At 56.8% G+C, this 12,975-nt stretch carries 10 protein-coding genes and 1 tRNA gene; 6 read left to right on the plus strand and 5 right to left on the minus strand.

Going from position 1 to position 12,975, the window contains the following annotated elements:
* Nucleotides 1–23: 23 nt before the first annotated feature.
* Both PYTT_RS11085 and PYTT_RS11090 read right to left on the minus strand, forming a co-directional pair.
* On the minus strand, nucleotides 24–1,349 hold the full coding sequence (locus PYTT_RS11085) for a tyrosine-type recombinase/integrase (protein WP_071133484.1): 1,326 nt from the start codon (nucleotides 1,347–1,349) through the stop codon (nucleotides 24–26).
* A gap of 480 nt (nucleotides 1,350–1,829) precedes the next feature.
* Nucleotides 1,830–1,906, minus strand: a tRNA-Cys gene (locus PYTT_RS11090).
* Between the two features lie 278 nt (nucleotides 1,907–2,184).
* Here PYTT_RS11090 and PYTT_RS11095 point away from each other — a divergent pair.
* Nucleotides 2,185–2,694: a hypothetical protein gene (locus tag PYTT_RS11095; RefSeq protein WP_141675862.1), complete on the plus strand. Its 510-nt coding sequence runs from the start codon at nucleotides 2,185–2,187 to the stop codon at nucleotides 2,692–2,694.
* 18 nt (nucleotides 2,695–2,712) lie between these two features.
* On the opposite strand, the gene PYTT_RS11100 is transcribed toward PYTT_RS11095, so the two are convergent.
* On the minus strand, nucleotides 2,713–3,147 hold the full coding sequence (locus PYTT_RS11100; protein WP_067777201.1) for a hypothetical protein: 435 nt from the start codon (nucleotides 3,145–3,147) through the stop codon (nucleotides 2,713–2,715).
* An 87-nt stretch (nucleotides 3,148–3,234) separates the two neighbouring features.
* Between PYTT_RS11100 and PYTT_RS11105 the strand changes: the two genes are divergently transcribed.
* From PYTT_RS11105 to PYTT_RS11125, 5 genes are all read left to right on the plus strand, one after another.
* Nucleotides 3,235–3,714: a deoxycytidylate deaminase gene (locus tag PYTT_RS11105; RefSeq protein WP_197677903.1), complete on the plus strand. Its 480-nt coding sequence runs from the start codon at nucleotides 3,235–3,237 to the stop codon at nucleotides 3,712–3,714.
* Nucleotides 3,715–3,806: 92 nt separating this feature from the next.
* The gene (locus PYTT_RS11110; RefSeq protein ID WP_083076912.1) at nucleotides 3,807–6,524 is read left to right on the plus strand and encodes a beta-N-acetylhexosaminidase; all 2,718 of its coding nucleotides are present in this window, start codon (nucleotides 3,807–3,809) and stop codon (nucleotides 6,522–6,524) included.
* Between the two features lie 126 nt (nucleotides 6,525–6,650).
* Nucleotides 6,651–7,343, plus strand: a complete 693-nt coding sequence (locus PYTT_RS11115; RefSeq protein WP_067777194.1) for a rhomboid family intramembrane serine protease — start codon at nucleotides 6,651–6,653, stop codon at nucleotides 7,341–7,343.
* Nucleotides 7,344–7,494: 151 nt separating this feature from the next.
* Nucleotides 7,495–8,082, plus strand: a complete 588-nt coding sequence (locus tag PYTT_RS11120; RefSeq protein ID WP_067777191.1) for a hypothetical protein — start codon at nucleotides 7,495–7,497, stop codon at nucleotides 8,080–8,082.
* Between the two features lie 36 nt (nucleotides 8,083–8,118).
* Nucleotides 8,119–9,630, plus strand: a complete 1,512-nt coding sequence (locus tag PYTT_RS11125; protein WP_245741034.1) for a flotillin family protein — start codon at nucleotides 8,119–8,121, stop codon at nucleotides 9,628–9,630.
* 343 nt (nucleotides 9,631–9,973) lie between these two features.
* On the opposite strand, the gene PYTT_RS11130 is transcribed toward PYTT_RS11125, so the two are convergent.
* Together PYTT_RS11130 and PYTT_RS11135 are read right to left on the minus strand one after the other, a co-directional pair.
* Nucleotides 9,974–10,789: an autotransporter domain-containing protein gene (locus PYTT_RS11130; protein WP_083076909.1), complete on the minus strand. Its 816-nt coding sequence runs from the start codon at nucleotides 10,787–10,789 to the stop codon at nucleotides 9,974–9,976.
* A 15-nt stretch (nucleotides 10,790–10,804) separates the two neighbouring features.
* Entirely contained in the window at nucleotides 10,805–12,973 is a 2,169-nt protein-coding gene (locus PYTT_RS11135) for a hypothetical protein (RefSeq protein WP_067777181.1), read from the minus strand.
* Nucleotides 12,974–12,975: the final 2 nt, after the last annotated feature.

A 12,975-nucleotide genomic window follows, 5' to 3' on the forward strand; every position in this document is an offset into this window, starting at 1 on the left:
ATACCCCGCCAGAAACGACAAGATCAACACGCATTGAAAACAAAAACAGCGCCGGAAGAAGGCATCCCCGGATTCCACTCCGTAGCCGTCGCCGTGGAGAAAGGAACGGCGGTTGGCTTCTCCGTCCGGGGAACTGACGGGGCAGCCGGAAGCGGAGCAGGGCAACGCAACCGGGAAGAAGACCCCAGAATCGCCTGCCCGAGCTTTTCGAGAGCATCCTTGCGGGAATCGTCCGAAGGACGGATATAAAGCTGGTGGGAAGCCTCCGAATCATGCCCGACAATCTCCTTGGCAAGCGCATGGTCGATCCCGAGATTGTGCAGCCAGGTCGCAGCGGTGGCGCGGAGACAATGGAACGTCTTGGGCGCGACATTGCGGGTACGACCGCCTCGGGCATTCGTCGAAGCATCCCGGGCGATCACCCCGATATGCTGCAACCACACCTTGAATTGATAAGACAGGTACCGGCCCGCCTGCCGCTGATACTTCTCCGCACAGCCGGGATGCACGAACCGCCCAGTGTGAGGAATTGCGCGAATATGCTGCTCCAGCGGCCCGATAACGGGAATGCGCAAACGACGGCCCGTCTTGCCCGTCACCAGTGAAATCATCCCCGCCTCAAGATCGATCTGATTCCATTGAAGCATGGCGACATCCCCCAGACGTTGGCCGCCCATGCACAGGCAGAACAGCACCATACTGTACCACTCTTCGGGCAATCTCTCCAGCATCAGAGCCACCTCGTCAGGAGTAAACGCCTCCTTGCACGAATCTTCATGCCCTACGTTGCGAGGCACCTTCGTATTGAAAAAAGGATTCTTCTCGATAATCTCATCATCCACTGCATTCATGAAAGCGGGGGAAAGAGCCGTAATATACTTCTGCACCGTACTCCTGCGCACCTGCTGAAGCTGCTCGCTGACGAACGCCTTCACATCGCTGCGTCGCACCGTATTGATCGGCAGCTTCGCCCTGGAACCGAGATGCTTCGTGAAAAGCTCATAGGCTTTCCTCATATTGTACAGAGTATTCCGGGTAAGCTGGGAACGTCGAAGAAACAGATAACCTTCCAGATACTCATTGACAGAAGGAATCTCCGGGATAGACTCCTTGGCAAGAGAAGACAAAACTTCCCGAACGAGTTCGTTGCCGAGCCCCTCCTTGTCGGAAGCCTCATAAGCGTCTGCAATGGATTGGGCCCTTCGGCGAGCCTGAGTCGTAGTCTCCTTGATACCCCCGATAAAATCTCCCTTGACGGGCACATGGGTGGACTTCATGGAAATCGTCTCACCGTTACGCCAGCGACCGTACCAGAAGCGGGAATTGGTTCTTGTAATGAGATGCGCCATATAATTGATATGTTTAATTGATCGTGCAGCACAAACTGCACCACATATATACCAATTATATAAAGCTCCAGCAACATGACAAAAAACGCAACGCCCTATAGATAAACAACATAACTCTCCAGTTACATACTAGGCCTCCCCTATGCTCCACCAGATTTTATTCAATAACCCCTTGATAAATCAAGGGGTTATTTGTTTTTCGAATTGTCATGGATATGGCAGAATAGGTGACGGCAATTTCGTCGTTTGAGCCGTAGAAAGGGATTTTTCTGAACCATAACCGTCATCAATCGGCACACGGATGCCTTGCATCGGCTGCTTGTTTTCAATGGCGTATCGAGGCTTCAAACGAACATGCTTTTCAAGCACGACCGTTTGGTATTGCCTCTCAATCTAGCATAAGCCGGGATAAGCTGGGAACAAAAAAGCACCGCTTTCTTGGGCGGTGCGACTCGGCTTCTCTCAGCTTATCTTGAAAATTGGAGGTGGAGGTGGGATTTGAACCCACGAATGACGGTTTTGCAAACCGTTGCCTTAGGCCACTTGGCTACTCCACCATGTGATGAGGTGCGCGGAGTTTAGCGGAATCATTGGATTCCGTCAAGAGAAAAAGTTCCGTTTTCGTTGTTTTTTCCGGCATAGGGTGGTATTGCCAGTGAGTAGGCGGTTCGCACGGGCGGGATGAGGGATGCGGCGTATGGTGGTGTGCGGTTGACGCGGTGGTTGACGATGTCCTTTTTCCTGCTTGATTCTTTTTTGCTAACAGCGTAGTTAAATGGATATGAATGTTTTGAAGTGGCGTACATTGTGCATCCGCATGTTGGCTATGGCTGCCATGGCTTGTTCTTTTCTGCCGTGTTTCGGTGAAGGTGAGCCGGATGCGAAGAAGGATAGGAAGGAGCGGTGGCGCGAGTTCGGTTCGTCTCTGATCGAAGCGGGGTTGAAGACGGCACAGGAGCAGAGGAAGAATCCCGAGCAGGCTCCGATTCAGTCGATTTCGGCATCTCTGGGTGTGGAGGAGGCTTTGGAGAAGCGGAAGGCGCAGATGATGGAGGAGCTGTCGTCTTTTCTGAATCGGATGACTGCCGAGTTGACTCAGACGGCCGTGCGCAATTTGAATCGCGACGGGGAGTTGAAGGCGAATTTGCAGCAGGGGATGGATTCGTTGCGCCGTCTTTGCTGGAGTCTGAGCGTGTTTCTGGTGGTGGGTACGGTGGCGCTGTCCGTGTGGGTGGTGCGAATGCGGCGCGAGAGCAAAGCTCTCCGCAAGCTGATCGTGAAGCTTTTGCCTCCCGAGGAGCGGGTGAATTCTCCGTTGGCCGATCCGGTCAAGAAGGAGAAGTGAGGTTCCCGAGTGCGGGTATCAGAGTTTGGTCAATTGGTTGACGAAGGATTGGCGCAGGGCTGCAGATCCATAGAAGCCCTGGCCGTACAGGCGGAAGAGCTGGGCGAGGGTTTGCTTGGCCATGGGTTTGAGATTGCTGTCCTGATAGCTGTTTTTCAGGAGGTAGAGTTCAAGGAGGTTGGGTTTGCCATGGGCAAGGAGGCCGCGGACATCTTGCATGAGGAGGGTGCCGTAGCGGTCTACTTCGATGGCGGCGGCATCGGCGGAGGTTTTGTCGTGGATGTTGCCCAGCGCGGCGTTCAGGAGGGTGAGTCCGTCGGTCTGGCGGGAGATGGTCTGGCCGTAGTAGCTTTGGCAGGAGGGCAGGGCTGCGAGCAGGGCGGAGAGGGCGAGGATGGAGGTGCCGGTGAGGTTGTTCATGGTGCGGGCGGATGCTACGTGTTCGGGCGGCATTTGTCCAGCGGGAAATGGGGGCGCTCCATTTCCCGCTTGTCATGGCAGGGGTTTGCGTGTAGGCTGTTGCCAGTTCTTCCGTTCGTTATGTCCCGTATCAGTATTCCCGAGTATGTGATGGCTCTGGCCCATGTGGCCGCTCTTCGTTCCGAAGATCCTTACCGCAAGGTGGGAGCGGCGGCTCTGGATAAGGATAACCGCGTGATCGGGACTGCGTATAACGGTTTGTTTCCGGGGTTCGATCCGCAGGAGGAGTTCTGGCAGTCTCGCGATGAGCGGCAGAAGTTCATGCTGCATGCGGAGATCAATTTGTGCAGTTTGTTCAAGCGAGGCGAAGCCCGAGTGGTGGCCTGTACGACGATGCCGTGTACGTCTTGCATGCAGGCGTTGTGCGCGCATGGCGTGAAGACGATTTATTACGGTGAGGCCTATGCCTCGTCGGAGGCTCCGGCGATTGCGGAGATGTACGATGTGCAGCTGATTCAGGTGCCTTCGTATCCTCTTGCGGAGCAGTTCCCGCTTGTGCGGGAGGGAAGCCGGCTGGATTGCGGGTGCCCGGAGCATTGAGCTGCCCTGCGGTTTTCTTTGTGCGGCTGCAAGATTTGTTGTCTTGCGTCCGTATGGTGTCATAGCGTATTGTATGGACGCATTTCCATTTTATGTCAAAATCCTCATTTCTTCGTTTGTCGCCCTGGGGCGTGTTGTTGGCGGCTGTTTCGTCCGGTTCCCTTTTGGCCGATGTGCCTGTGATTCCTCGTCCCGTGCAGGAGAAGGCTCCCGACGGTTCGCCGTTGACCGGGTATTTCCGGCTTGCCGGGCAGAAGGATCAGGCGTTTGTCGTGCAGCCGGGTACGGTCGTAGCGGCGGATGCTTCTCTTGCCAATGAGAAGTCGATTCTGCAAGGTATTCTGAAGAAGCTGCCTGCCGCCAAGGGTAAGGCTTCGTCCGGAGGCATTACGCTGTCCATCGATGGGAAGCTGCCGAAGGAGGAGTATGTGATGAAGGTTTCTCCGAAGGGTATCGAGATTGCGGGAGGCAGTGCCGCCGGGGTGTTTTACGGTATCCAGTCTCTGAATCAGATGCTGATTGTGGGGCAGGCCAAGGATACGGGGACGGCTATTCCCGCGATGACGCTGGAGGATGCTCCGACATGCGTGTGGCGCGGGGTGATGGTGGATTCCGCCCGCCATTTCAAGGATAAGGAGTGGATGAAGAAGTTTATCGATTTGATGGCTTTGCACAAGATGAACCGGTTGCACTGGCATCTTGTGGATTCGGAAGGCTGGCGCCTTGAGATCAAGAAGTATCCCAAGCTGTTGGAGGTGGCGAAGGGTACGCCCTCCACTTATCCGAGCGAGGATCCGACGGATCCGTCCCGCCCGGCGAAGTGCATGTACGGCAATTTCCACGGTGCGGATTATTATTCGCAGGAGGATATCAAGGAGATCGTGGCGTATGCGAAGGCGCGCCATGTGGAGATTATGCCGGAGATCGAGTTCCCCGGCCATGCGATGGTGGCGTTGACGGCGTATCCCGAGTTCGGGACGACGGGCAAGGCTCCGTCGGTGAAGTCGAATATTTCCGTGGATTTGTTTTCTCCGAGCGAGAAGGGGCTTTCGTTCCTGAAGGATGTGCTGGATGAGACGATGGCGTTGTTCCCGTTCGAGGTGATTCATTTCGGCGGCGACGAGGCTCCGAAGGGGCAGTGGAAGAATAGTCCGGAGGTGCAGGCGCAGATGAAAGCCCTCGGCCTGAAGAATGAGGACGAGATGCAGGCATGGATGTTCAATGAGCTGGCGAAGCATATTGCGAAGCAGGGCCGCCGCCCGATGGGGTGGGAGGAGATTATGCACGGCAGCAATATGGATCATTTGACGAAGTCGGCGATTATCATGCCGTGGCTGTCGCGGCAGAATGCGATCAAGTCGGCCAATGGCGGCCATGGGATCGTGCATTGTTCCGTGGGGCCGTTTTATCTGGATTCGTGGCAGACGGATTCTCCTGCCGATAATTGGTCGTTGTACAAGGGGCCGTTTACGCTGGAGATGATTTACAATTACGATCTGTTCCCGCAGGGGTTGACGGAGGAGGGCCGCAAGAATGTGTACGGCGCCCAGGGCCAGCTCTGGAGCGAGCTGATGCCGAAGACGGAGCATGTGGAGTATCAGGCGTTTCCCCGTGTGACGGCGATCGCCGAGCTGACCTGGACCCCAAAGGAGCGCAAGGATTACAAGGATTACTACAAGCGGCTTGTGGACCATGCGAATGTGCTGGATGCCTACAAGGTGAATTACCGTTTTATCGATCCGCTGCCCGCCGGGGAGTGGAGTTCCGGAGATCTTGCCGGCAGCGAGTTTACGCTTGATTTGCCGCAGTTGACAGATAAGTCTTCCGGCGAGGTGATCGCGAAGTTCGATTACAAGAAGGGTGGTTCCCGGCTGGAGATCAAGAAGGTGGAGCTGCTGCGCGACGGGAAGTCCATTTCCGCCGATGAGCACGACGGCTTCTCCGGCACGCATAAGCAGGATCATGTTTACCGTCTGAAGATTGCCAAGGCTTCGCCCGGCAAGTATGCACTGAAGGTGACCCATGCCAATGCCGCTTCCGGCCGCGATTCGCAGGGCGAGGTGACGGTGTATTCGGGCAAGGGCGTGGAGTTGTTCAATCCCCGCAATTTCAAGGGCGGCGATTATCCGACGATGTTCTGGACCTCCGATGATACGAAGTCCGAGACTGCGGAGCTTCGCATTCCGATGGACGGCGTGGTGCTGGCTCCGGGTGCGTACGAATTGAGTTTCGAGCTGAAACAGCCGAAATCCCCCGTGACCGTGTCCGGCATCCGCGTGCAGGGTACGTCGGGCAAGGGGAGTGCATCCGATGCGTTTTTGAGTCTGTCCGGTGATTCGACGAGCGGAATGGTGCCGTTTGCTGTGCGTCCGGGCGATGTGCAGGCGGGCAATTCGATCGTGTTCGATGTGAAGTCCGCCCAGCCGTCGTCGGGTGATGTGCGGGTGCGTCTTGTCAAGGAATTGGCGTCTGCAGGAGCAGGGAAGTATGAATGGTCTCCCGAGGTGTTGCAGGGCGGTCCTGCAGTGACGTATGTGAAGGGCGCTTCTCCCCGCAAGGATGGAGTGATGAATCTGTCGTTCGATTATACGGGCGGAGGCAATGGTTTGGATATCAAATCCGTGCAGGTGCTCGACAAGGGTCGTGTGATTGCGGAGAGCAAGCAGGCCGGCTTTGCCGGAGGCCGCCCGAAGCAGAATCGCTATACGCTGTCGTCTCCCGAGTTGAAGGCGGGCGGTGCCTATCAGGTGCGTCTTGTGATTGCGGGCGCAGGCGGTTCCGATTCCCGCGGAGCGCTGTCGATCGATTGATTTCCGTTGTATTCCATGTGATTGACGATCTCCCCGTCCGGGTGCAACCGGGCGGGGAGATTTTGCTTGCGGAGGTTGACACGGTCGATGCTTGCCGGAGTGCGGCGGTGCGGTTAGGATGGAGGCATGAGTTTTACGCGCGACGTGGAAGCCGACCGGATCATCAAGGGGCTGATCGCCATCAATGTGGTTGTGTTCGTTTTTGGGTTGATGCGGCAGGTGCCGAATATGGGAGGAGAGCCCGTGCCGTTGCCGATGGTTTACGGTTCATATTCCTTTGAAGACTGTTTCGATCTGGGGGAATACTGGCGGTTGATCACATACCAGTTTGTGCATGCGGATATGGGGCATATCCTGTTCAATATGATTGCCCTGTGGATTTTTGGCCGTGCGGTGTGCAGCATGATGGGCGCGTTCCGGTTCCTGCTGTTTTATCTGGGCTGCGGTGTAGTCGGTGCGCTGTTCTCCAGTCTGTTGATGTCGCAGGGCTTGTGCATGCGTGAGGAATTGGCGGCGTTGTCCGAGTATATTCCCTTTTGGAAGATGATTCCGATGGTCGGAGCCTCCGGGTCGATCTACGGGGTGATTGCCGCTGCAGCGGTGATGTTCCCGTATGCCCGTGTGGCGTTGTGGTTCCCGCCGATTGAGATGTCCGTGCGTACGTTCGCTCTGGTTGTGCTGGCGGTTGCCCTTGTTGTGATTGCGATGAACTGGAACAATGCAGGCGGCGAGGCCGGGCATTTGGGCGGCATGCTCTGCGGGTTCGCCGTGATGGGTATCTGGGTGTTGTACCGGAAGCTGACGTGGAACCGCCGTTGAGGCGGGTTTGCGGTTCGTATGGGCTTTCCTGCGCATTTTTTGCGTGCGCCTTTATTGTCATGATTTTGTAACGGGTTGACTGTGAGCTTCCTTTGCTTCATCTTTTTCCGTTGACTTATGTGCGGCAATACCCTATGCTTCGTTTAAGAATATGTTCGACTCCATTACCCGCATTCTTACCTATTTCAACCTGATTCCCGATTTCCTGTCTGCGACCGGTATTTTCTGCGCGATTGCGTGGTTTGCGACGGCCATGGCCGTGCTGGTTTCCGTTTTTTCGTTCTTTTCCGATGGTGGGGACGATATTTCCTCCGCCGGGGAAGCAGGCGGCGGCCATGAGGCCGGATGGCTTTCCCTGCGCTCGCTGACGGGCTTCCTCCTCGGTTTCGGCTGGACGGGGTTCGTTTTGTCGCAGGCGGGAGGTACGGTGGGCGAGTCCGTGATCGGCGGCATCATCGGCGGTTTCGCGATGTTTTTCCTGATCGTGTTCCTGATGCGGATGATTTACAGCCTGCGTTCGGACGGTACGCTGAAGTACGATTCGCTGGTGGGCATGCCGGCTCTCGTGTATGTGACGATTCCCCCTCACGGAGAATCCGGCGGGCAGGTGAAGGTGGCGCATCCCAGCCAGTTGTTTTTCCTGCCGGCGGTGCAGTCCGGCGATGTTCCCCTTTCGGCGGAGACTCCCGTCAAGATTACGGCCGTTCATGCGGGCGTGCTGACGGTGTCTCCGCTCTGACAAGCTCCCAATAAAGAGAGAAACCCCATAATAACCATGATACAACAAGCATATATCGCGTCGATCATGCAGTCGCTCGACTCGTCAACATCCATCCTCGCCATCGTCATTCTGGCACTGTTCATCATCGGTACGGTCGCATGGCTGTTCAGCCGGTACAGGATGTGTCCGTCGGACAAGGTGCTGATCGTTTACGGCAAGGTGGGAGCGGGGCAGCCGGCCCGCTGTTTCCACGGCGGCGCGACGTTCGTGATGCCCATTCTGCAATCTTATGCCTATCTGGAACTGAACCCGATCAATATCGACGTGCCGCTGAAGGGCGCGCTTTCTTCGCAGAATATCCGCGTGGATGTGCCTTCTTCCTTCATCGTGGGCATTTCGACCCTTCCCGAGCTGATGCAGAATGCGGCTTCCCGCCTGCTTGGCCGTACACGGGACGAGATCCGCTCCCTTGCGACGGAAATCATCATGGGCCAGATGCGCGTGGTGATCGCTTCGATGACGATTGAAGAAATCAATGCGGACCGCGAGAAGCTGATCCGGGGCATTACCGGCGCCGTGGATGTGGAGTTGCACAAGGTCGGCCTGCATTTGATCAATGCCAATATTACCGATATTCAGGATGCCTCCGGCTATATCGCCGCTCTTGGGCAGGAAGCCGCCGCACGCGCCATCAATGATGCGATGATCAAGGTGGCGGAAGAAACCCGCCGAGGCGAGATCGGCAAGGCTGAAGCCGAGAAGGAGCAGGCCGTGCAGGTGGCCATGGCGAATGCCGCTTCCATCGAAGGCCAGAACGAAGCTCAGATCAAGGTGGCGGAGTCGCAGGCGAAGCTGAAGGTGAAGCAGGCCGAAGCGCACAAGCTCGCCGAAGTGGCGGAGAAGGTGCAGGAAGCCAAGGCTCAGGAAGAAGCCTATCTCGCCGCCAAGGAAGCCGAATTGAAGCGTGCCGAACTCGAACGCGCCACGCAGGCCGCCAATGTGCTTGTTGCTGCGGAGACGCAGAAGCGCGAGCGCGAGCTCGTGGCCGAAGCTTCCGCCTCCGTGCTGAAGACGGAGCAGAGAGGCAAGGCCGATGCTCTGCTGATTCAACGCGAAGCCGAAGCCGCCGCCCTGCGCAAGCTGGCCGAGGGTGAGGCCGATGCCCTTCTGCTCAAGAAGAAGGCCGAGGGTGAAGGTCTCGAAGCTGTCGGCCGAGGCGAGGCTGCCGCCATTGAGGCGGTGCTCGAAGGCAAGGCCCGCGGCTTCCAGCAGATTGTGGCCGCCTCCGGTTCTTCTCGCGATGCTTCGTCCCTGCTGGTGACGGAACAGCTTCCCAAGATTGTGGAACTGCAGGCCGGAGCCATCAGCAAGCTGACGTTCGACAAGGTTGTCGTCATGGGCAACGGGCGGGATGCATCCGTGGGCGGTTTCGTCCAGAACCTCGTGAAGGAAACTCTGCCGCTGCATGAGGTGGCGAAGAGCGTGGGCATTGAACTGCCTTCGTTCCTCGGTTCTTCCGCAGCTGATGCCTCTGTTGCTCCGAAGGCTCCCGAAACCAAGGCCTGAAGCGACTGGATCATGTTTAACCGACCGCGTTCCCTGTACCGGGGAACGCGGTTTTTGCGTCACTGATGATCAACCCGGCATCCATATAGGTTTTTTTGTGATAGGAGAGGATCCATGTGCAATCTCCAGCATTATTTCTATAGCGTCCAGAAATGTTTCGGGGGCCTATGCGCCGATGGGATCTTCTTGAGAGTCGCCATACGGATTCAATGCGGTTTGTGGGATTCCGCCTGCCGATGCCGGAATTTTTTCTACCGAGTTGATCGGAAAGAAAAATCCCCTGTGGATGTACCACAGGGGAGAATGGGGGAGTCTGCCGCCCGACCGAATGGATGGGACCGGATCAGAAGCTGTAAGCCGTACCCAGTGTTACCCTCTGTTGTGTCGTGTCGCCTGTCGTCTCCATTTGGTAGCCTGCCGTCAGCTGCCAGTTCGGCGTCAATGCGTAGGCTGCCGCCGCTTGCAGTTCAACGGCGCAGCGGCCGGGATTGATGCCGTCGACCGTATACCGATTGCCGTGGCTATCTACCAGAGAGGCATGCGGATTGTTGCGTCCCGCGTCCGGCAGTACGGACATTTCACCGTAGAAGCTCCATTTCCCGGACAGGTGGCTGAGGCCCGCTCCGACCGGGAGCTGGATGGTGGTGAGATCCGCTTTGCCAAAACGGTCGTTTTCCGCGTTGCCGTTCGATGCCGTGAAGGCGTTTCGATTCGCCGCCGTGTAACGGACTCCGGCGAAGCAGTGCAAGGCGGTGGATTCGTTCAAGGCATGTATCCATGTGGTGCGGAGGTCGCCCGTCCAGGCATTTTCGTTCCATTTGGCGGCGAGGGTGGACGAACCGTCGCGTGCGGAGGCGTGGCCGTTGTTGCGGGAATGGCCGAAGGCCGTCGCAGCACTCAGCCACAGGGTATCGTTTTTGTGTTCCATCAGGCGGATGTTGGCATAGAGGCCGCCCATGGTCAACGCCTGGTCGATGGAAGAGATGCCGCCATCCGCCTTGTTTTTACCGTAGAGGCTGCCGATACCCGCGCCCAACGTCAGGTAGGGAGTCATATCATATTCTCCTCCGAGAGCTGCACCCCATGAGGAGAAGTCGTAACCGGGCAATCCACGTTCGCCATTCTGGCTGAGGAAGCTGCCGATGGTGTCGAACCAGATTTTGCCACGGCCTTCCTACCCCGTGGAGAGCTGCACGGAGTGCGTGCGCAGGCTGTCCGTGAAGCGTTGGAGGGAGCGGGTCGTTGTCCACAGGGTGTTGATCGATACGGCGGCTGCCATGGTTGCGGCATCGGAGAGAGCCGGGGTGGCCGGATGATCGGGATCGCCGGGCGAGGGTGGTTCCGGGCGGAATTCGGTGACGATGATGCCGCTGCCCTTCCACGTTAATTCCGTGCCTTCTTCATTCCATGAAAATTCGCTCGTTTCGGCCTCAATACCTTCGAAACGCAAGGTTGCCGAAGAGAAGAGCGTGTGGAGATTATCCTGCCCGGTGAAGTGCAGCAGGGTATAGGATCCGTCTGCCAGATGAGTGATTCCCTGATCGGGCGAGAGTACGAAGGCGTTGTTTCCGAAGGTGAACGTATTGGCCGTGATGGAGAGCATGGGCGTGCCGGACGGTCCAGATAACCGGAAGCCGAAGGTGGTTCCTCCTGCTGTCAGGTTGTCCGCCGATATCCGGCTTGGTGCTGAGCCGGAGATTTCGAGACGGCTGCCGGATGAGAAGATGGCATTCCGGACGTTCATGGAGGCATTGTTGCGCAGGTGCAGCATGCTGCCCGGCATGGTTGTGAAGTCCTCGCCCCGGTAAGCGGCTCCATTCGTGATGGCGAAAGTACCGCCGTGAAGAACGGCCGCACCTTTGATGGAAGTGGTGCGAGAGTCTTCCAGCATGGTTTGCCATGCGGCTTCGTCCGGGGTGGGCAGGGGAGCAAGCCCGGCGTCGGACCGGCGATCTTGTTCCCGCTGCCATGCTGCATGGAGGTCCTGTTCTGCGTTTTCTCCCGTCAGCACGATTGTGCCTGATCCCGTGGCTTCGCTCGTTCCTCCGGTGGATGTGATGCCGTTGAGGTTGAGAAGCACGGCGTCTGTCGTGGTGAGGCTGTTGTTGTTTGCAGCCTGAAGGACGATGGGATCATGGAATGTGATGGTACCGTGATCCGGAGCGGAGAGATTGAGTATGGGTTCAGGCTGGGCATTGGCATCCAGCGTCACCGTGCCGACAATGGCATTGAGTCTGGGTTGGGTGTCCGGATCTATGGAGGAGGCCGGGTCGAGAGCGAAGCTGTAATTGCCCCGGAAGATGACGGAGGCATTGTCGGCAATCGTCAGCGAGGCATCGTCGAGGGCGATGGCTCCGCCGACACCGGCAGAGTTTCGGGAAAAAACGAGCTGCCCGTTTTGCTGCAGGGTTTGAGTGGAGTTGAATGCCAGATAGATGGCTCCGCCCGAATTCTTGGCAACGTTGCGCTGGAACGAAACGGTATCATTGCCGGCAATTGTCTGTTCTGTATTGATGAAGCCGACGATGGCTCCTCCAAAACCCTGTACGCTGTCTATCGTGCCTGCTGTATTGTCCGAAAAGGTGATGTTGCCGTTGTTCAGAATGAATTGAATGGAAGAATCGATGATACAGATGGCTCCGCCGACACCGGCTCCCGTATTGCCGGAGAACGTCAGCGATGCATTGTCGGTGATGTCCTGCCTGGACAGTGCGAGGTGGATCGCTCCCCCGAATCCGTCCGTACCTGTGCGGTTGCCGGAAAATTCCAGGTGGCCGTTACGGGAAATCGTTTGTGTGGTCCTTGCATTCAATGAATCGGAATGGAGATAAATCGCCCCGCCGTCATTGGATACGTAATTTTGCGAGAAGACGATGTTGCCGTTTCCGGTCAATTCCTGCGTGGAGCCGAGTATCAGGTAAATGGCGCCGCCTTTGCCGATGGCTACCCTATTGTCCGAAAAGGTGATATTTCCGTTTCCGGTGATGGATAATGTACCGCGTTCGATGCGGAACGCCCCACCCGAATACTTCGTACTATTTTCCGTGAAAATGATGTTGCCCATGTTGGAGAGCTCCAAGGAAGAGTCTTCCTTGACATAGAAGTTGCTGCCCGAGGCCGTGTTTTGTACGGTGAGATCGTAGCCGTTACCTGTCAATTGCAGGCTTGACTGACCGGCAAGCGTGAAGGGAGAGTTGTCGATCACCGTGTTTGCGGTGAGAGTCTCTTCGTGTGATTGGCCGTCGTTAATAACGGAGGGAAGCGTGATACCGGAGACTGTGCTGGCTGACAGGATCGCAAGGCTGAGGATAAACCGGAGAGAAAGAGGTATATGTAATTTCATGT

This window comes from Neoakkermansia glycaniphila (assembly GCF_900097105.1).
Lineage (GTDB): Bacteria > Verrucomicrobiota > Verrucomicrobiia > Verrucomicrobiales > Akkermansiaceae > Akkermansia > Akkermansia glycaniphila.

Coding starts and splice junctions, on each gene's coding strand:
- PYTT_RS11095 (WP_141675862.1), top strand. CDS start 2,185: ATGGCTTGTTCTTTTCTGCCGTGTTTCGGTGAAGGTGAGCCGGATGCG.
- PYTT_RS11115 (WP_067777194.1), top strand. CDS start 6,651: ATGAGTTTTACGCGCGACGTGGAAGCCGACCGGATCATCAAGGGGCTG.
- PYTT_RS11100 (WP_067777201.1), bottom strand. CDS start 3,147: ATGCCGCCCGAACACGTAGCATCCGCCCGCACCATGAACAACCTCACC.
- PYTT_RS11135 (WP_067777181.1), bottom strand. CDS start 12,973: ATGAAATTACATATACCTCTTTCTCTCCGGTTTATCCTCAGCCTTGCG.
- PYTT_RS11125 (WP_245741034.1), top strand. CDS start 8,119: ATGATACAACAAGCATATATCGCGTCGATCATGCAGTCGCTCGACTCG.
- PYTT_RS11120 (WP_067777191.1), top strand. CDS start 7,495: ATGTTCGACTCCATTACCCGCATTCTTACCTATTTCAACCTGATTCCC.
- PYTT_RS11105 (WP_197677903.1), top strand. CDS start 3,235: ATGTCCCGTATCAGTATTCCCGAGTATGTGATGGCTCTGGCCCATGTG.
- PYTT_RS11110 (WP_083076912.1), top strand. CDS start 3,807: ATGTCAAAATCCTCATTTCTTCGTTTGTCGCCCTGGGGCGTGTTGTTG.
- PYTT_RS11085 (WP_071133484.1), bottom strand. CDS start 1,349: ATGGCGCATCTCATTACAAGAACCAATTCCCGCTTCTGGTACGGTCGC.